Raw genomic sequence first — 17,051 nt, forward strand, 5'->3', positions numbered from 1 at the left:
GTCTACCCAACGGCCTCTTCGGAGGCCGTTTTTCATGGCATCGGCCATGTCAATGGAAAGCCCATGCCGTTCAAAGAACTTGATTGCGGGCCTGCTCAATCGCCGTAGAATGGAGGCGTCTGCAAACCCGCCGGGCTTTATAGTTCCTTGGACCAATGCTCTATGAGCCCGGGCTTGGTACATTGCCATTCGAGCGTGATCGTCTCGCGTTAGATGAACCCAACGTCTGGCTGCCCTTGCCCCCCTGAACCCCGGTTCAGGATGACGGCCCGGTGGTCTTTGCAGACACCTGATTCCAACCCGGCGCACCTCCACGGTGCGCCGGGTTTTTTGTTGCCCGTCCCTCCCCGCCCATCCACTACCGATCTTCTGCCGCATGCCTGACCTGCTGTTTCTCGAACTGGCCCTGCTGGGCCTGTGCTCCGGCTTCCTGGCCGGCCTGCTGGGAGTGGGCGGCGGCATGGTGCTCGTGCCGTTTCTGACCTACTTCCTCGACAAGCGCGGGGTCGGCCCTGACCTGTCCGTGAAGATGGCGATCGCCACGGCCATGGCCACCATCGTGTTCACCTCGATCTCCAGCCTGCGCGCCCACCACGGTCGCGGCGCCGTGCGCTGGGACATCGTGCGCAGCCTGGCGCCGGGCATCATCACGGGCGGCCTGCTCGCCAGCCTGGGCGTTTTCGCGCTGCTGCGCGGCAAGTACCTGGCACTGTTCTTTGGCGTGTTCATCGGCTACATGGCGCTGCGCATGCTGCGCAGCAACAGCCAGCCCACGGCCACGCGCGCCCTGCCGGGGCCGCTGGGGCTGTACGGCGCGGGCACGGGCCTGGGCTTCATCTCGGGGCTGGTGGGTGCGGGCGGAGCCTTCATCAGCGTGCCCTTCATGATGCGCTGCTCGGTGCCCATGCACATGGCCGTGGGCACCAGCGCGGCACTGGGGTTTCCGATTGCCGTGGTGAATGCGGCGGGCCTGATCTTCACCGGCGCGGGCGACGCGGGGCGCCCCGAATACTCGCTGGGCTACCTGTGGCTGCCGGCCCTGCTGGCCCTGGCCTGCTGCAGCGTGCTGACGGCACCGCTGGGGGCACGGGCCGCGCACCGGCTGCCCGTGGGCCAGCTCAAGCGCATCTTTGCCACGCTGCTGTTCGGCCTGGCGGCCTACATGCTCTGGAAGGGCTTGAGCGCAGGCAACTGAGCGCTCGCGGCCTGGGCCATTCTCTGCCGGTAGGCGATGGCGCCAATGCCGGCGCGCTGCGCCTGCAGGCATTCGCCGAACTGCTCGCGCGGCAGGCCAGGCGCACACAGGAAGCCCTGGAAGTAGTGGCCCTGCATGCGGTGGATGGCCGTCAGCTGCTCGTGCGTTTCCACGCCCTCGGCCACGATCTCCACGCCCAGCGCCAGCCCCAGGCTGATGATGGCGCCGACGATGGCCTGGTCGCCCTCGTCGCTGGGCAGGCCGCGCACGAAGCTCTGGTCGATCTTGATCTTGGAGATGGGCAGCTTCTTCAGGTAGGCCAGGTTGGAGTAGCCGGTGCCGAAGTCGTCAATCACCATGCCCACGCCCAGATCGGCGATCTGGCATACGCGCAGCGCCATGTCCTGGGCGTCCTGCAGCAAGATGCTTTCCGTCAGCTCCAGCTCCAGCAGCTGGGGTGTCAGGCCGTAGCTGCGCAGCAGCTCGGTCACCCGCTCGACAAAGCCTGACTGGCGGAACTCCAGCGCCGACACGTTGACCGAGACCTTGATGGGCATGCCCTGCTGCTGCCAGCGTGCAGCCTCCTGCACGGCCTGCTCCATGACCCAGGCGCCCAGCGTGACGATGTAGCCCGACTCCTCGGCCAGCGGGATGAAGACACCCGGCGAGACCACGCCGAATTCGGGATCGGTCCAGCGCAGCAGCGCCTCGGCGGCGACGATGCGGTCGCTGTCTATGTGCACCTGGGGCTGGAAGTAGACCGCCATGCGGCCATGCTCCAGCGCCTGGCGCATGGCGTGCTCCAGCTTCATACGCGACAGCAGGCCGGCGCTCATCTGCGGCTGGTAGAAGCTGAAATGGCCCCGGCCCCGTTCCTTGACGCGGTACATGGCGGTGTCGGCCTGGCGGATCAGCTCATCCAGCGTGAGGCCATCGGCCGGGTACTGGGCCACGCCGATGCTGCACTGCACGGAGAAACCCAGGCCGTCGAGCAGGAAGGGGCGCTCCATCTCCTGCAGGATGCGCTTGGCCACCGACGCGGCCAGTTCGGCGTTGCAGCCCTGCAGATAGAGCACGAACTCATCGCCACCCAGCCGGCACAGGATGTCCACGGGCCGCATGCAGTCGCTCAGACGCTGCGCGACCAGCTTGAGCACGCGATCCCCGAACTGGTGGCCCAGCGAGTCGTTGATGATCTTGAAGCGGTCCAGGTCGATGAACAGGATGCTGAACACCGTGCCGCCTGCGCGCGCGGCCTCGATGGCTGCATCCACGCGCTCCGTGAGGTTCAGGCGGTTGGGCAGGCCGGTGAGCGCGTCGCTGTAGGCCAGCTGTTCAATGCGCTGCTGGGCCACGCGCTGCTGCGTGAGGTCGCGCATGAAGCCGATGCTCTGCACCACGTCGCCCTGCGCGTTGCGCAGCGGCACCCAGGACAGGCGCACGGCGCAGCGCGCGCCGCCGGCCTGGCGCAGCCACAGGTCGCCCTCCCAGAAGCCGCCCTGGTGCCACTGGATGCGGGCCAGGTCGCCCAGGGTGTCGGCCTGGCCTTCGGAGGCCTCGAACAGCGACTCCACCGTGCGCCCCTGCACGGGCATGCCGCCCAGCAGGCGTTCGCAGGCCGGGTTGGTGCGGGCCACATCCATGTAGCCGTCGGCAATGAAGATGCCGTCCAGGCTGGACTCGAAGACGCGCGCGGCCAGCTCCAGGCCCGCCTGGGTCTGGGCCTCGGCCGTGATGTCGCGGAAGGAAAAGATCCGCCCCATGGGCAGGCCCCGGCGCAGCTGGGGCACGGCGCGGCGCTCCAGGATGCGTCCGTCGCGCAGGTCCAGCACGTCGGCCGCCTCCATCAGGGGCTGGGCCGACAGCAGCTTCAACTGGCGCGCATAGGATTCGGCATCGCGCACCTGGCTGGCCAGGTGGTCGAGGATGGCCACGTCGTTGCGGCGCACCAGCAGCGCCTCGGGAATGCCCCAGAGCGTGGCAAAGCGGTGATTGAAGGCGCGGATGCGGCCATCGGGATCGCAGACCAGGATGGCGTCGGCCGCGGACTCCAGCGTGGCGCGCAGCTCGCCCAACAGGCTCTCGAACTCGGCCTCGTGCAAGGCCTGCTCGCGCCGGTCCAGCATGCTGACCAGCAGCACCTCGCCGTCGAGCGCGCGCACGCGCATCTCCACGGGCGCCAGCTGGCCATCGGCGCGGCGCACCTCGGCAATGAACTGGGCTCCGGCCTGCCAGTTGAAGGGATCGCTCCAGAAAGCCTGCTGCTGCGGCGTGGCGGCCAGCACCTGCACGGGCAGGCCCGGGGCCGCATCGGCCTCATAGCCGGTGACGGATTCGCTGGCGGCGTTGGCGCGCAGCACCTTCAGGGTGCGCGCATCGATCAGCCACAGGGCCTCCTGCAGTGCATCCAGCAGGCGGGGCCAGGCGCGGTTGAGCGCTTGCTTGTTCAAGACGCCACCTTCGGTGGATCCAACTCCACCGCCCGTTCAAAGTAATAGCAGACACGCCGGCGCGGCGACAGGTAGTCCAGCGCATCGCGCGGCAGCTGCGCGGGCGCCACTCCCCGGCGTATGCCCAGCTCGGGAAACAGCTCCAGCGCCAGCACGGGCGCCTGCGCGGCCGGCACGCCGGCATCGTGCACCATCACCGAGGGCTTGAGCGGGCGTGATGCATTCACGGACATGACCATGGCATGGCGCCCGTCGGTCAGCTCCACCACCGAGCCCGGGGGGAACACACCCATCATGCGGATGAAGCCATTGAGCACGGGCGCGGCGAACTTGTCGCGCAGCCGACTGAACAGCATGGACAGGGCCTCGTGCGGCGTATGCGGCGTCTGTGCATCGCCGGGATTGCACAGGCGATCGTAGGTGTTGACCAGGGCCAGGATCTGGCCCGTGAGTTCCATGTCTTCGGCCACCAGGCTCAGCGGGAACCCCGTGCCGTCGGCCCATTCATGGTGCTGGGCGATGGCCGTGGTGACCTGGGCCGACAGGCCCATGCGCATGGCAATGGCCACGGATTCGCCCACATGGCGCTCGTAGCGCTCGCGCAGGGCGTCGGGCACGGAAGGCTCCAGGGCCAGGCCGTGCATGCCTTCGACACCGGCCACGGGCTTTCCCGCGTCATGCAGCAGCGCCGCCAGGCCCAGGTCGCGCAGCAGCGATTCCTGCAGGCCCAGGGCCCGGCCCAGCAGCAGGCTGAGCACGGTCACGTTGACGGCATGCACGCTCTGGCTGCTGCCCACGCCATCGGACAGCAGGTGAATGGCCACGTCCTGCGGGCCCGCCAGTTCGGCCAGGCAGCCATCGACCAGGGCCTCGGTGGGCATGCGCGCCTGCTCGGGCGCGCTGGCAATGGTGGTCTCTATGGCCACATAGCCGCGCTCCACCTTCTGAAAGCGCGCATTGCAGTCCTCCAGCCGGCCGCGCCAGTCGGGCACGGACAGCAGCAGCGGTGCTGGCGCAGGTTCGGTGGGTGCAGGCTCGGGGGCCACCACGACGGGCGGCAGCTCCTGCGGCGGCGGGGTGCGCACCTCGGCGGGCCAGGTGTCGCTTTTGTGCGGGACACAGCGCACCACCTCCAGGCCCAGGGATTTCAGGGTCTGGATCTGTGCGCTGGAGGTGATCTTGAAGCTGCTGACCGGAAAGGGATGGTTCAGCCACCCAACATCGAGCTGGACAAACATGCCCGGACGGAGGTCTCGGATATCGATGAGGACGGAATGGTTCACGCGCGGCAACGGCCCCGAGGCTGAAGGAATCGGCAATATGTAAGCCGATGATTCGGGCATTATCTCCAGTTCTGAGGGCCTCGCAGCCAATCCGCGGCCCCAGGTGCCAAGTCTGGCCTCAGCTGTTGCTCAACGGCACCAGAGGCTGGGCTTGTAGATCAGGTCCATCCACAGCGCCCAGACGGCCACGCCCACCAGCATCAGGCCGGCCAGGCGCGTGCCCCATTCGGCGCGCAGGCCGTTCAGGCGCTGCCGGCCCAGCCGCCACAGCCAGGGGCCGGCCACCAGCCACAGCCCGCTGCCCACGCCAAAGGCCGCCATGGCCAGCGCGCCCTGCAACGGCCCGCCGCTGAGCGCGGCGACCAGCACGGCCGAATACAGCAGTCCGCAAGGCATGAGCGCCCAGGCATAGCCTGCCGCCAGCGTGCCGCCCGGCGCCGATACCCAGGGCTGCACGCGCCGCCAGGCGGCGCGGCCGGCAGACTCCAGCCAGGCGGGCTGGCGGGCCTGCACCATCATGGCCAGGCCCCAGGCCATCACGGCGACATGGGTCAGTGTCCAGAACGGCTGCAGCGCCGTGGTCTGGCTGGTGAGCCAGGACAGGCTTTCCATGGCCAGGGCCGAGGCAGCGCCCAGGCTGGCATAACCGGCCAGACGGCCGCCGTGGAACAGCGCCGTGCGCAGCCACAGCCGGCTTTGCAATCCATGCACGGCCACCACCTGCGAGCCGCCGCCCTGCCCCGCCCCGCCCGTGACCACGCCGCAGGGCGCAGCGCACATGGCAAGGCAATGGGGCCCGCCGACGAGCCCCATGATCAAAGCGGTCCAGAGGAGCGACAACAGCATGGGGCCTAGATGATCCTCGAAAACCGCGCCCGGTTCTTGTCCGCCTGCAGATATCGGTCAAACAGCATGGCCACGCCGCGCACGAAGTACCAGCCCATGGGCGTGACCTGGAAGCCCTCGTCGCTGATCTGCACCAGGCCCTTGGCCTGCAGGTCCTCCAGGGCCGCCATCTCGGGCGCGAAGTACTCGCGAAAGCCCAGCAGCCATGCCTGCTCCATGGGCTCGAACAGCACGGCGCCCTGGCACATGATGGCCATGATGACGGCGCGGCGCACCAGGTCGTCGCGCGACAGCGCCAGGCCCCGCACCACGGGCAGGTGGCTGGCGTCGATGGCGTCGTAGTACTCCTCCAGCGTCTTGGCGTTCTGGCTGTAGCTGGCACCCACCTTGCCGATGGCCGACACGCCCAGCGCAATCAGGTCGCAGTCGGGCTGGGTGCTGTAGCCCTGGAAGTTGCGGTGCAGCCGGCCCTGGCGCTTGGCCACGGCCAGCGAGTCCTCCGGCAGGGCGAAGTGGTCCATGCCCACATAGACATAACCACCGTCCATGAACGCGGCGATGGAACGCGACAGCATGGCCAGCTTGTCGGCCCCCTGGGGCAGATCCTCGGCCGCAATGCGCCGCTGCGGCTTGAAGCGCTCGGGCAGGTGGGCATAGGCATAGAGCGCGATGCGGTCGGGCCGCAGCGCGTTGACCTGGGCCAGCGTGCGCTCGAAGGATTCGGGCGTCTGCTTGGGCAGGCCGTAGATCAGGTCCACGTTGATGGAGGCAAAGCCCAGCTGCCGCGCGGCCGCCACCAGCTCGAACACCTGCTCGGCCGGCTGCACGCGGTGCACCGCGATCTGCACCTGCTCGTCGAAGTCCTGCACGCCGAAGCTCAGGCGGTTGAAGCCCAGCTCCTTGAGCACGGCCAGGCGCTCGACGCTGACGGTGCGCGGATCGACCTCGATGGAGTACTCGCCACCCGGCTCCAGCTTGAAATGCTCGCGCAACAGGCCCATCAGCGTGCGCAGCTCGTCGTCGGAGAAGAAGGTGGGCGTGCCGCCGCCCAGGTGCAGCTGGCTGACGGCCTGGCCCTTGCCGCAATGGGCCGTATGCAAGGCCATCTCGCGCGCCAGGTAGTCCAGGTAGACGGCAGCGCGATCATGGTGACGCGTCACGATCTTGTTGCAGGCGCAGTAGTAGCAAAGCGACTCGCAAAAGGGCACGTGCACATACAGCGACAAAGGCATGGCACGCGCTGCGGTACTCGATTTGCGTTGTTGCAGCGCCAGGATATAGTCCTCTGCACCAAAGGCCTCGACAAAGCGGTCGGCGGTAGGGAACGAGGTGTATCGGGGCCCCGGTACGTCAAAGCGACGCAGCAGCTCTGGGGTGACAGCGGTCATGGGTTTTTTCCTCTAATACCTCGACTGTGCCGCAGCACATCGGTCATGTCCTTGACTCATATCAAGAGTTGTTTGAGGGACTGCTGCGACAATTTGATCCAACTCATCGCAATCCACGAGGTCACCGCCGGCACGCTGTGTGCCGCTGATGTTTATCACTCCATGAACCTTCAGACCATCAAAGCCTCCTGCTCCAACTGCAACCTGCGCGAACTGTGCATGCCCATGGGCCTGGATGCCGAGCAGATGCAGCGCATCGACGACATCGTGGCCACGCGCCGCAAGGTCAAGCGCGGAGGCCTGCTGTTTCGCAACGGCGAGACATTCACCTCGCTGTACGCCATCCGCACCGGCTTCTTCAAGACCTGCGTGGCCACCGAGGACGGACGCGACCAGGTCACAGGCTTTCAGATGGCCGGCGAGATCATCGGCCTGGACGGCATCGTCAACGACCACCACACCTGCGATGCCGTCGCGCTGGAAGACGCCGAAGTCTGCGTCATGCCCTTCGACAAGCTGGAAGACCTGTCGCGCGAGGTCACGGCCCTGCAAAACCATGTGCACAAGGTCATGAGCCGCGAGATCGTGCGCGAGCACGGCGTGATGCTGCTGCTGGGCAGCATGCGCGCAGAAGAGCGCCTGGCCGCCTTCGTGCTCAACCTGGTGCAGCGCCTGCATGCGCGGGGCTTTTCCAAGTCCGAACTGGTGCTGCGCATGACGCGCGAGGAAATCGGCAGCTACCTGGGCCTGAAGCTGGAGACGGTGAGCCGCACCTTCTCCAAGTTCGCGGACGACAACATCATTGAGGTGCGCCAGCGCCATCTGCGCATCCTGGACACGGAGGCGCTCAAGCGCATCGTCAACAGCCAGCAGTGCCAGTGAGGCTGCAAGGGCGGCAAGCATTCATCCGCCAATGAACAAGGCCCGCGACAGCGGGCCTTGTTCATTGCGGCGGGCTCTCGCTCAGTCCCGCCCCAGCCCCTGCATGGCCAGATCCGGGTCGGGCTCGGAGACCACGCCGTCATTGAGATCGCGGGCCGAGCGACCCAGCATGGTGGTCATCAGGCTGGAGAGCATGGTCACGCCCCAGAAGGCGAAGAAGGCCAGCGTGTAGATGCCCTGGCGCGACCAGCCCAGGTCGCCGAGCCAATGCAGCTCCAGCGGGTCCACAAAGGCAAAAACCAGCATCTCCATCACGGCGGCTGCCAGAAAGGCAGGCCAGGCAATCCACATCCAGCGTTGGGCCAACATCAGCGATCTCCTTGTGCTGTCGAGGGGTCGCCTTCATTGTGCGCCGCGCCAACGCATGGCGCCAAGCCCCGCAGCGCCCTGCACGCCTGTAGGAAACCCTCACCCGTCGCGCATGCCGGAGATGCGATCCGCCATGCAAAAAGGCCGCGACTGCGGCCTCTTGCAGGGGTGCACGGCGATCAGCGGTCCGTGGGGTGATCGTGCGCGGGCGTGGCCGCATGGTTGCGGCCGGTGACGGCGGGCGCCATGCTCTTGGGCACTTCGCGCACGCCATCGGCACGCTCGTTGATCGTGATGCCGTTGCGGTAGTAGTCGGGGTCGATCACGGGATCGGCGCCATTGATGGCGATGATGGCCGTGATCACGGCAGCGACCACCACGGCCGCCGGGCCGGCCACCACCAGCCAGACATGGCCGAACTTCCACCAGGGCTTGCCGGCGTCGGGGTGCGAGGGAGCCTGCGCGGGCGCGGACACTGCGGGACTGGAAGACATGGGAAACCTCTTTCTTTCAGGCGGCAGGCGCGGACCGTGCCGCGCCTGCCAGGAACATCACCGGGGCACCAGGAAGACGGCCTTTTCGGACGCGCGTCCCGCGCCTGAATGCACGGCATCGATATCGAAGAATACGGTGTGCGAGCCCGGCTCGGCCGAACCGTAGGGAATCTGCAGGCGCGCCGCAATGCCGCGCGTCTCGGCCGGGCCGACCTCGACTTCCTGCTCGGACGCCAGCTCCAGCCCATCGAGGCCGTGGGCGCTGATGCGGTAGCGCTGGGCCTGCTCGGTGGCATTCATGATCTGCAGGCGGTAGACATTCTCCAGCTTGCCGCCCGCCACGATGCGCGACAGCGAGGCGCGGTCGCGGATCACGTCCACCTTGACCGACTGGCGCAGCGCCAGGCTCACGATCATGGCCACGCTCAAGCCGATCAGCACGGCCGAGTAGATCAGCACGCGCGGACGGAAGATGCGGCGCAGCACCTGGGCACGCCGCCACAGGCCGGCCATGGCGTTCTGCGTGGTCAGGCGGATCAGGCCGCGCGGGTACTCCATCTTGTCCATGATGGAATTGCAGGCGTCTATGCACAGGCCGCAGCCAATGCATTCGTATTGCAGACCGTTGCGGATGTCGATGCCCACGGGGCAGACCTGCACGCACATCTTGCAGTCGATGCAGTCGCCCAGGCCCTGGGCCTTGTAGTCCACCTTCTTGGTGCGCGGTGCACGCGGCTCGCCCCGGCCCGTGTCGTAGCTGACGATCATGGTGTCCCGGTCGAACATGGCGCTCTGAAAGCGCGCATAGGGGCACATGTACTTGCAGACCTGCTCGCGCATGTAGCCCGCGTTGCCATAGGTGGCAAAGCCGTAGAACAGCACCCAGAACATCTGCCAGCTGCCCTGCAGCGCCAGCAGCTCGCCGCCCAGCTCGCGGATGGGCACGAAGTAGCCCACGAAGGTGAAGCCGGTCCACAGCGCAATGGCGATCCACAGCAACTGCTTGAGCGACTTCTTCCAGGCCTTCTCGAAGGTCCAGCCGTTCTTGTCCAGCCGCATGCGCGCGCTGCGGTCGCCTTCGACCTTGCGCTCCACCCACATGAAGATCTCGGTGTAGACCGTCTGCGGGCACGAGAAGCCGCACCACAGGCGCCCGGCCACGGCCGTGAACAGGAACAATGCCAGCGCCGAGATGATCAGCAGGCCCGCCAGGTAGATGAAGTCCTGCGGGTACAGCACCAGCCCGAAGAGATAGAAGCGCCGCGTTCCGAGGTCGAACAGCACCATCTGGCGCTGGCCCCACTCCAGCCAGGGCAGGCCGTAGAAAACCAGTTGGGTGAGAAACACCAGGGCCCATCGCCAGCGTGCGAAGACACCGCTGATGGAGCGCGGGTAGACCTTCTTTTCCGACTCGAACATCGACACCAGCTCGCCCGGATCAGGCGTGGCCGGCGTGATCGGAATGACTTTGCGGGGAGGCTTCCCGGTGTCATCCCCGCTCTCGGGCTTCATGGTGGGTTCCTTTGTTTTTTTGAAATATCTGAAAACTCAAAACGCAAAAAGGCGGCGCCGCAGCGCCGCCCCTGTGCTTACTGACGGACTGCGCCGTCTTTGTGCGACATGCCCCAGACATAGGAAGCAAGCACCGCGATCTGCGCCTCGGTCAGCTTGTCCTTCTGGGCAGGCATCTCGTTGTGCTTGCCGTTGTTGATCATGGCCGTGATGGCGGCCTCGCCCCAGCCGTGCAGCCAGATGTCATCGGTCAGGTTGGGCGCGCCCAGGGCCTGGTTGCCCTTGCCGTCCATGCCGTGGCAGGCTGCGCAGGCCGTGAACTTGGACTTGCCCAGCGAGGCCTTGAGCGAGTCGTGCGGGCTGCCCGACAGGCTCAGCACATAGTGCGAGAGGTTGCGCACATCGTCGGGCGTGCCGACGGCAGCGGCCATGGGCGGCATGATGCCGATGCGGCCGCCCGTGATGGTTTCCCTGATCTTCTCGGGCGTGCCGCCATGCAGCCAGTCGCCATCGGTCAGGTTGGGGAAGCTCTTGCCGCCGCGTGCGTCCGAGCCGTGGCACTGTGCGCAGTTGTTCATGAACAGGCGCTCGCCGATGGCCATGGCCTGGGGGTCCTTGGCCATGTCTTCGGTGCTCATGCTCGTGAACTTGGCGTACAGCGGCTCCAGGTCCGCGCGGGCCTTGGCCATCTCGTTTTCATAGGCGCCCAGCTGCGTCCAGCCCAGCTTGCCCGCGAACGAGCCCAGGCCCGGATAGGCCGCCAGGTAGGCGAAGCCGAACACCGAGGTGATGATGAACAGCCACATCCACCACTTGGGCATGGGGTTGTTCAGCTCGCGCAGGTCCTCGTCCCAGACGTGGCCCGTGGTGTTGTCGGCCGAGGGGACCACCTTCTTGCGTGCGGTGAGATACAGCAGCAGCAGGCAGCCGATGATGCCGCCCAGCGTGATCGCCGTGACATAGATCGACCAGAAGTTGTTTACGAAATCGCTCATGGGAAGTTCTCGTTCTGGTGGAGGGACTCAGTCTTGCTCGAACGGCAGCTGGGCGGCCTCGTCGAAACGGGCCTGGTTGCGGCGGGCGAACGCCCACCACCAGATGCCGATGAAGCAGGCCAGCGAGGCCAGCGTGGCCACGATGCGCATGGTGGTGATGTCCATGTCGCTCTCCTTTACTTGACCGAACGGCCCAGGACCTGCAGGTAGGCGATGACGGCGTCCATTTCCGTCTTGCCCTTGACCTGCTCGGCAGCGCCGCTGATTTCCTCGTCGCTGTAGGGCACGCCCACCTTGCGCAGCGCGCTCATGTGCTGGGCGACCACGGTGTCATCCACCTTGTTCTTTTCCAGCCAGGTGTAGGCAGGCATGTTGGACTCGGGCACCACGTCGCGCGGGTTGTTCAGGTGGATGCGATGCCATTCGTCGCTGTACTTGCCGCCCACGCGGTGCAGGTCGGGACCCGTGCGCTTGGAACCCCACTGGAAGGGGTGGTCATAGACGAACTCGCCAGCCACCGAGTAGTGGCCGTAGCGCATGGTCTCGGCGCGGAAGGGGCGGATCATCTGCGAGTGGCAGTTGTAGCAGCCCTCGCGCAGATAGACGTCGCGGCCCATCAGCTGCAGCGGCGTGTAGGGCTTGAGGCCCGCCACCGCTTCCGTGGTCGACTTCTGGAAGAACAGCGGAACGATTTCCACCATGCCGCCGACGGCGACCACCAGCAGGGTCAGCACGATCAGCAGGAAATTGTTGGTTTCCACCTTCTCGTGGGAAAAGCTCTTGGGAGCGCTATTGTTGTGATCGGACATGAGTAATGCTCCTAGACGCTCAGGCGTGGGCCACGACGGCAGGCACGGCCACCTTCACCGAACGGCCCGAGATCGCGGTCTTCCAGGTGTTCCACAGCATGACCAGCATGCCGCCCAGGTACAGCAGGCCACCGGCCACGCGGATCACGTAGAACGGATAGCTGGCCTTGACGCTTTCGACGAAGGTGTAGGTCAGCGTGCCATCGGGATTGACGGCGCGCCACATCAGGCCCTGCATCACACCGGCGATCCACATCGCGGCGATGTACAGCACGATGCCGATGGTGGCCATCCAGAAGTGCAGTTCGATGGCGCCCACCGAGTGCATCTTGGTCTTGCCGAACAGGCGCGGGATCAGGTAGTACAGCGAGCCCATGGTGATCAGGCCCACCCAGCCCAGGGCGCCCGAGTGAACGTGGCCCACGGTCCAGTCCGTGTAGTGCGACAGCGCGTTGACGGTCTTGATGGACATCATCGGACCTTCGAACGTGGACATGCCGTAGAACGACAGCGACACGATCAGGAAGCGCAGGATGGGGTCGTCGCGCAGCTTGTGCCATGCGCCCGACAGCGTCATCACGCCGTTGATCATGCCGCCCCAGCTGGGAGCCAGCAGGATCAGCGAGAACACCATGCCCACGGACTGCGTCCAGTCAGGCAGCGCGGTGTAGTGCAGGTGGTGAGGACCCGCCCACATGTAGGTGAAGATCAGCGCCCAGAAGTGGACGATGGACAGGCGGTAGCTGTAGACCGGACGGCCAGCCTGCTTGGGGATGAAGTAATACATCATGCCCAGGAAGCCTGCGGTCAGGAAGAAGCCCACGGCGTTATGGCCGTACCACCACTGCACCATCGCGTCCTGCACGCCGGCGTAGGCCGAGTAGCTCTTCATCCAGCCGGCCGGAATGGCTGCGCTGTTGACGATGTGCAGCAGTGCCACGGCGATGATGAAGGCGCCGAAGAACCAGTTGGCCACGTAGATGTGACGGACCTTGCGGATGCCGATGGTTCCGAAGAACACGATGGCATACGAGACCCAGGTCACGGCGATCAGCAGGTCGATCGGCCACTCCAGCTCGGCGTACTCCTTGCCCTGGGTGTAGCCCAGCGGCAGACTGATGGCGGCGGCGACGATGACGATCTGCCAGCCCCAGAACGTCAGGCTGGCCAGCTTGGGCATGAACAGCCGCGTCTGGCAGGTGCGCTGCACCACGTAGTAGCTGGTTGCGAACAGCGCCGATCCGCCAAAGGCAAAGATCACGGCGTTCGTGTGCAGCGGACGCAGGCGTCCGTAGCTCAGCCATGGAATGCCGAAGTTGAGTTCCGGCCAGGCCAGCTGCGAGGCGATCAACACCCCGACAGCCATGCCTACCACCCCCCAGACGACGGCCATGATAGAGAACTGCCTTACGACGGAATCGTCGTAATAGACAGCGTTTTTATTTGAACTATCCATCGTGCACCCCTTAGATTGCTATCAAAGTGTTACGTTCTTCGCTCCCGGGCGTGTTGACCCACGTCAATCGTCCCGAAGAATGCGCTCACCCTCTTGCTCCACACTCTCGAACTGCCCGCGATACACGGCCCACCACAGGGCCGCAAGGATGGCCAGCACCAGCACCACCGACAGCGGGATCAGCAAATACAAAATATCCATGGTCAGTTCCCCGTGGCGCTGACGCGCCACGCCTTGCCCCCAGAACGCGCGCGATCCAGCTCAGTGACACCGAGCAAGAGCCGCCTCGCGGCGAAGGTGTCGTTCCCCTCCCGCGAAGCGAGAGAGGGAGAAGCGGCGCAGCCGCTCAGGGGGTGTATTTCCATCAGAACCTCCCCACCGTTGCGGTGGAGCCCGTCTTTATCGCGACGGACGCTGCGGGCGCAGCAGGCGTGCCCGTGTGTTTCGTTGCAGCCAGTGGCAGGCTGCGCGCAAGGCGCGCGGCATTCATCACCACCAGCAGCGAACTCAGTGCCATTCCCAGGCCGGCCACCCAGGCAGGCATGAAGCCCGCCAGGGCCAGCGGAATCGACACCGCGTTGTAAGCGGCTGCCCAGGCCATGTTCTGGCGCACCACCTGCAGCGTGCGGCGCGACAACAGGCATGCCTGGAGTACCAGTTCCAGGCTGTCACCCAGAACAACGAAATCTGCGCGCGATTGTGCCAGGGGCACTGCTCTACCAAAAGCAAAAGAGACATGCGCTCCAGCTAAAACTGGGCCGTCGTTGAGGCCGTCGCCCACCATGGCCACGTGGTGGCCGGCAGCCTGCGCCTGCTGCAGGCGCTCCAGCTTGTCCTGCGGGCTGCAGCCGCCTTCGGCCTGGGTGATGCCCACGCGCGCCGCCATGGCGCGGGCCGCGTCCTCGCGGTCGCCGGACAGCAGCATCACCTGCACGCCATGCCGGTGCAGCGCCTGCACCACGGCGGCGGCCTCGGGCCGCACGTCCTCGCTGAGGACGAAGCGGGCCAGCGTGTGCCAGCCCTGCGAGGTCTCCTCGGCCAGCAGCACCCCCTGCACGGGCTGCTCCCCGGCCAGGCCTGCGTGCAGGGCCGAGCCCAGCCGCAGATGGCGGCGCGCGCCGGGGCGCTGCACCCAGGCGTCCAGGCCCAGGCCGGCCATTTCCTGCATGGTGTCCAGCTTCCAGTCGATGGCGGCATCGGCGCCGGCCTGCGCAATGGCGCGCGAGGCCGGGTGGATGGACTGGCGCGCCAGCAGCGCCGCCAGTGCCAGCACTTCGTCGGCGTCTTCGCCCGCAGCAGGCTCGAAGGACGACAGGGCCAGGCCATCGCGCGTGAGCGTGCCGGTCTTGTCGAACACCAGGGTGTCCACGGCGGCCAGCGCCTCCAGGCCCTGCAGGTTGCGCACCAGCACGCCGCTGCGCGCCAGCGTGCCGGCGGCAGTGAGCATGGCCACGGGCGTGGCCAGCGACAGCGCGCAGGGGCAGGTGACGATGAGCACGGCCACCGCCACCATCATGGCCTTGCCGGGATCGGTGGGCCACCACCAGATGGCGGCGCCCAGCGCAGCCAGCAGCACCACGACGAGAAAGGGCCGCGCCACCTTGTCGGCCAGCTGGGCCAGGCGCGGCTTTTGCAGCGAGGCGCTTTCCATCAGGCCCACGATCTGGGCGAAGCGCGTATCGGCGCCCACGCCATCCACGCGCACATCGACCACGGCATCCAGGTTGTAGCTGCCGGCCGTGACGGTATCGCCCTCGGCACGCAGCACGGGCGTGGACTCGCCGGTGAGCAGGGCCTCGTCGGCATGGGTGCGGCCGCGCACGATGGTGCCGTCGGCCGGGAAGGCCTCGCCACTGAGCACGCGCACCCGGTCGCCCGCGCGCAGGCGCCGCGTGGCCACGCGCTCGAAATGGCCGGCTGCGTTCTCGCGCAGCACGGCATCGGGCAGGCGGTTCATCACGGCTTCCAGCGCGCCGGCCGTGCGGTCGCGCAGGCGCAGCTCCAGCCAGCGGCCGGACAGCAGGAAGAAGACGAACATGGTCAGCGAGTCGTAGAAGACTTCCTCGCCGAAGGGGCCCGAAGGATCGAAGGTGCCCAGCGAACTGATCACGAAGGTGATCAGCATGCCCAGGGCCACGGGCAGGTCCATGCTCACGCGGCGCTGGCGTATGTCGCGCAGCGCGCTGGAGAAGAAGGGGCCGCAGCAAAACAGCACCACGGGCAGCGAGATGACCCAGGAGGCCCAGCGCAGCAGCGTCTCCATCTCCTGCGACAGGTCGCCGGGGCGGGCCACGTAGGCGGGCCACGCATACATCATGACCTGCATCATGCAAAAGCCGGCCACCAGCCAGCGCCACAGCGCACGGCGGCTCTCGGCCTGGCGGCGCTCGCGCGCAAAGGCATCGCGTGCGGGAAGCGCCTGGTAGCCGGCGCGCCGCACGGCCTCCATCCACTCGGAGGGAAGCACCTGCGCGTGGCGCCAGGTGACACGGGCGCGGCGCGTGGCAGCACTGACTTCGGCCTTCTCCACTCCGGGCACGGCACGCAGCGCATCCTCGATGGTCAGGGCGCATGCGGCACAGTGCATGCCTTCCAGAACGACGTGCGAATCCCAGGCGGGAAAGTCGGTAGGTTCCTTGGAAGGGTCGGCGGGAGTTGCGGGGCCTGCGGGCCGTCCGAACGAACTCCACTCCTGCGGATCATCCAGCAGCCGGGCGGTGGCCTGCTGCGAGGGCGAGGGGCCTGAATCAAGCGCCGCCACTGCCGCCTCGCTGGATGGGGCTATCGTGGTGTGGGGCATGGTTCTTAGCGTAATCGGGCCGCATGATAAGCGTATTGACATTAATCAACCGTTAACTCATGGTTGGGTCTATGCTGACTTCATCCCATCCATCAGCACACACGAAAGGAGCACGCATGTACAACCGCATCCTGATCGCCACCGACGGTTCCGAGCTTTCCGACAAGGCCGTGGACAGCGGGCTGGGCCTTGCCGCGCTGTGCGGCGCCAGCGTCGTCGTCGTCCAGGTGGTGCAACACTATCCGCGCAGCTACTTCGAGGGCGGCGAGACCGTGGACCTCAAGCAGATCGAGCGCATCGAAGGCCAGTGGACTTCCAACGCGCAGACCGTGCTGGATGCCATCCATGCCAAGGGACAGGCTCTGAAGGTCAACGTGACCACCGAGATCGTCAAGTCCGACCTGGTCGCCGAAAGCGTGATCGACGTGGCCAAGCGCCGCGACTGCGATCTCATCGTCATGGCCTCGCACGGACGCAAGGGCCTGCAGCGCCTGCTGCTGGGCAGCGAGACGCAGCATGTGCTCACGCACACCCATATCCCCGTGCTCGTCCTGCGTTGAAGGGTAGCGGCA

Annotated in this window: 16 protein-coding genes; 3 read left to right on the forward strand and 13 right to left on the reverse strand. The window is 66.5% G+C overall.

The window, feature by feature from the left end; genetic code table 11:
- The first annotated feature begins 376 nt into the window (after positions 1–376).
- Positions 377–1,195 (forward strand): sulfite exporter TauE/SafE family protein, encoded by an 819-nt coding sequence (locus DELCS14_RS19590; protein ID WP_013803221.1) that lies wholly within the window; start codon positions 377–379, stop codon positions 1,193–1,195.
- Here the strand turns inward: DELCS14_RS19590 and DELCS14_RS19595 are convergent.
- The 4 genes from DELCS14_RS19595 to hemN form a co-directional block, all read right to left on the reverse strand.
- Positions 1,159–3,645: a bifunctional diguanylate cyclase/phosphodiesterase gene (locus tag DELCS14_RS19595; protein ID WP_013803222.1), complete on the reverse strand. Its 2,487-nt coding sequence runs from the start codon at positions 3,643–3,645 to the stop codon at positions 1,159–1,161. The two genes, DELCS14_RS19590 and DELCS14_RS19595, sit on opposite strands and share 37 nt — an antisense overlap.
- Positions 3,642–4,988 (reverse strand): HD-GYP domain-containing protein, encoded by a 1,347-nt coding sequence (locus DELCS14_RS19600; RefSeq protein WP_080736827.1) that lies wholly within the window; start codon positions 4,986–4,988, stop codon positions 3,642–3,644. The genes DELCS14_RS19595 and DELCS14_RS19600 overlap by 4 nt, the downstream gene beginning before the upstream one ends.
- 69 nt (positions 4,989–5,057) lie before the next feature.
- Positions 5,058–5,774 (reverse strand): sulfite exporter TauE/SafE family protein, encoded by a 717-nt coding sequence (locus DELCS14_RS19605; RefSeq protein ID WP_012204632.1) that lies wholly within the window; start codon positions 5,772–5,774, stop codon positions 5,058–5,060.
- A 5-nt stretch (positions 5,775–5,779) separates the two neighbouring features.
- On the reverse strand, positions 5,780–7,162 hold the full coding sequence (hemN, locus tag DELCS14_RS19610) for an oxygen-independent coproporphyrinogen III oxidase (protein WP_013803224.1): 1,383 nt from the start codon (positions 7,160–7,162) through the stop codon (positions 5,780–5,782).
- Positions 7,163–7,324: 162 nt separating this feature from the next.
- Here hemN and fnr point away from each other — a divergent pair, with 162 nt between their 5' ends.
- Positions 7,325–8,044, forward strand: coding sequence for a fumarate/nitrate reduction transcriptional regulator Fnr (gene fnr / locus DELCS14_RS19615; protein ID WP_034391808.1), 720 nt, complete (start codon positions 7,325–7,327; stop codon positions 8,042–8,044).
- An 81-nt stretch (positions 8,045–8,125) separates the two neighbouring features.
- Here fnr and DELCS14_RS19620 read toward each other — a convergent pair whose 3' ends face one another.
- From DELCS14_RS19620 to DELCS14_RS19660, 9 genes are all read right to left on the reverse strand, one after another.
- On the reverse strand, positions 8,126–8,413 hold the full coding sequence (locus DELCS14_RS19620; protein WP_013803226.1) for a hypothetical protein: 288 nt from the start codon (positions 8,411–8,413) through the stop codon (positions 8,126–8,128).
- A 179-nt stretch (positions 8,414–8,592) separates the two neighbouring features.
- Positions 8,593–8,907 carry a FixH family protein gene (locus tag DELCS14_RS19625; protein ID WP_012204628.1) on the reverse strand — a complete coding sequence of 105 codons (315 nt, stop codon included), beginning with the start codon at positions 8,905–8,907 and terminating at the stop codon, positions 8,593–8,595.
- Positions 8,908–8,964: 57 nt separating this feature from the next.
- Complete coding sequence (ccoG, locus tag DELCS14_RS19630) at positions 8,965–10,419, reverse strand: cytochrome c oxidase accessory protein CcoG (RefSeq protein WP_013803227.1); 1,455 nt, start codon at positions 10,417–10,419, stop codon at positions 8,965–8,967.
- Between the two features lie 77 nt (positions 10,420–10,496).
- Positions 10,497–11,414 carry a cytochrome-c oxidase, cbb3-type subunit III gene (gene ccoP / locus DELCS14_RS19635; protein ID WP_012204626.1) on the reverse strand — a complete coding sequence of 306 codons (918 nt, stop codon included), beginning with the start codon at positions 11,412–11,414 and terminating at the stop codon, positions 10,497–10,499.
- 27 nt (positions 11,415–11,441) lie between these two features.
- Positions 11,442–11,579: a cbb3-type cytochrome c oxidase subunit 3 gene (locus DELCS14_RS19640; protein WP_012204625.1), complete on the reverse strand. Its 138-nt coding sequence runs from the start codon at positions 11,577–11,579 to the stop codon at positions 11,442–11,444.
- Positions 11,580–11,590: 11 nt separating this feature from the next.
- On the reverse strand, positions 11,591–12,223 hold the full coding sequence (gene ccoO, locus DELCS14_RS19645; protein ID WP_012204624.1) for a cytochrome-c oxidase, cbb3-type subunit II: 633 nt from the start codon (positions 12,221–12,223) through the stop codon (positions 11,591–11,593).
- A 19-nt stretch (positions 12,224–12,242) separates the two neighbouring features.
- The gene (gene ccoN / locus DELCS14_RS19650; protein WP_012204623.1) at positions 12,243–13,679 is read right to left on the reverse strand and encodes a cytochrome-c oxidase, cbb3-type subunit I; all 1,437 of its coding nucleotides are present in this window, start codon (positions 13,677–13,679) and stop codon (positions 12,243–12,245) included.
- A gap of 63 nt (positions 13,680–13,742) precedes the next feature.
- Entirely contained in the window at positions 13,743–13,880 is a 138-nt protein-coding gene (ccoS, locus tag DELCS14_RS19655; protein WP_013803228.1) for a cbb3-type cytochrome oxidase assembly protein CcoS, read from the reverse strand.
- A 163-nt stretch (positions 13,881–14,043) separates the two neighbouring features.
- Positions 14,044–16,479 carry a cation-translocating P-type ATPase gene (locus tag DELCS14_RS19660; RefSeq protein WP_013803229.1) on the reverse strand — a complete coding sequence of 812 codons (2,436 nt, stop codon included), beginning with the start codon at positions 16,477–16,479 and terminating at the stop codon, positions 14,044–14,046.
- Positions 16,480–16,595: 116 nt separating this feature from the next.
- Here DELCS14_RS19660 and DELCS14_RS19665 point away from each other — a divergent pair, with 116 nt between their 5' ends.
- A complete protein-coding gene (locus tag DELCS14_RS19665; protein WP_012204620.1) occupies positions 16,596–17,039 on the forward strand; it encodes a universal stress protein in 444 nt (147 codons plus the stop codon).
- Positions 17,040–17,051 lie beyond the last annotated feature (12 nt).

It is taken from the genome of Delftia sp. Cs1-4, from assembly GCF_000214395.1.
In the GTDB taxonomy this organism is placed as follows: domain Bacteria; phylum Pseudomonadota; class Gammaproteobacteria; order Burkholderiales; family Burkholderiaceae_C; genus Comamonas; species Comamonas acidovorans.

Bases quoted from the DNA above. Each gene is read 5' to 3' on its own strand.
- DELCS14_RS19590 (WP_013803221.1), top strand. From the start codon at position 377: ATGCCTGACCTGCTGTTTCTCGAACTGGCCCTGCTGGGCCTGTGCTCC.
- DELCS14_RS19600 (WP_080736827.1), bottom strand. From the start codon at position 4,988: ATGCCCGAATCATCGGCTTACATATTGCCGATTCCTTCAGCCTCGGGG.
- DELCS14_RS19605 (WP_012204632.1), bottom strand. From the start codon at position 5,774: ATGCTGTTGTCGCTCCTCTGGACCGCTTTGATCATGGGGCTCGTCGGC.
- hemN (WP_013803224.1), bottom strand. From the start codon at position 7,162: ATGACCGCTGTCACCCCAGAGCTGCTGCGTCGCTTTGACGTACCGGGG.
- fnr (WP_034391808.1), top strand. From the start codon at position 7,325: ATGAACCTTCAGACCATCAAAGCCTCCTGCTCCAACTGCAACCTGCGC.
- DELCS14_RS19620 (WP_013803226.1), bottom strand. From the start codon at position 8,413: ATGTTGGCCCAACGCTGGATGTGGATTGCCTGGCCTGCCTTTCTGGCA.
- DELCS14_RS19625 (WP_012204628.1), bottom strand. From the start codon at position 8,907: ATGTCTTCCAGTCCCGCAGTGTCCGCGCCCGCGCAGGCTCCCTCGCAC.
- ccoG (WP_013803227.1), bottom strand. From the start codon at position 10,419: ATGAAGCCCGAGAGCGGGGATGACACCGGGAAGCCTCCCCGCAAAGTC.
- ccoP (WP_012204626.1), bottom strand. From the start codon at position 11,414: ATGAGCGATTTCGTAAACAACTTCTGGTCGATCTATGTCACGGCGATC.
- DELCS14_RS19640 (WP_012204625.1), bottom strand. From the start codon at position 11,579: ATGGACATCACCACCATGCGCATCGTGGCCACGCTGGCCTCGCTGGCC.
- ccoO (WP_012204624.1), bottom strand. From the start codon at position 12,223: ATGTCCGATCACAACAATAGCGCTCCCAAGAGCTTTTCCCACGAGAAG.
- ccoN (WP_012204623.1), bottom strand. From the start codon at position 13,679: ATGGATAGTTCAAATAAAAACGCTGTCTATTACGACGATTCCGTCGTA.
- ccoS (WP_013803228.1), bottom strand. From the start codon at position 13,880: ATGGATATTTTGTATTTGCTGATCCCGCTGTCGGTGGTGCTGGTGCTG.
- DELCS14_RS19660 (WP_013803229.1), bottom strand. From the start codon at position 16,479: ATGCCCCACACCACGATAGCCCCATCCAGCGAGGCGGCAGTGGCGGCG.
- DELCS14_RS19665 (WP_012204620.1), top strand. From the start codon at position 16,596: ATGTACAACCGCATCCTGATCGCCACCGACGGTTCCGAGCTTTCCGAC.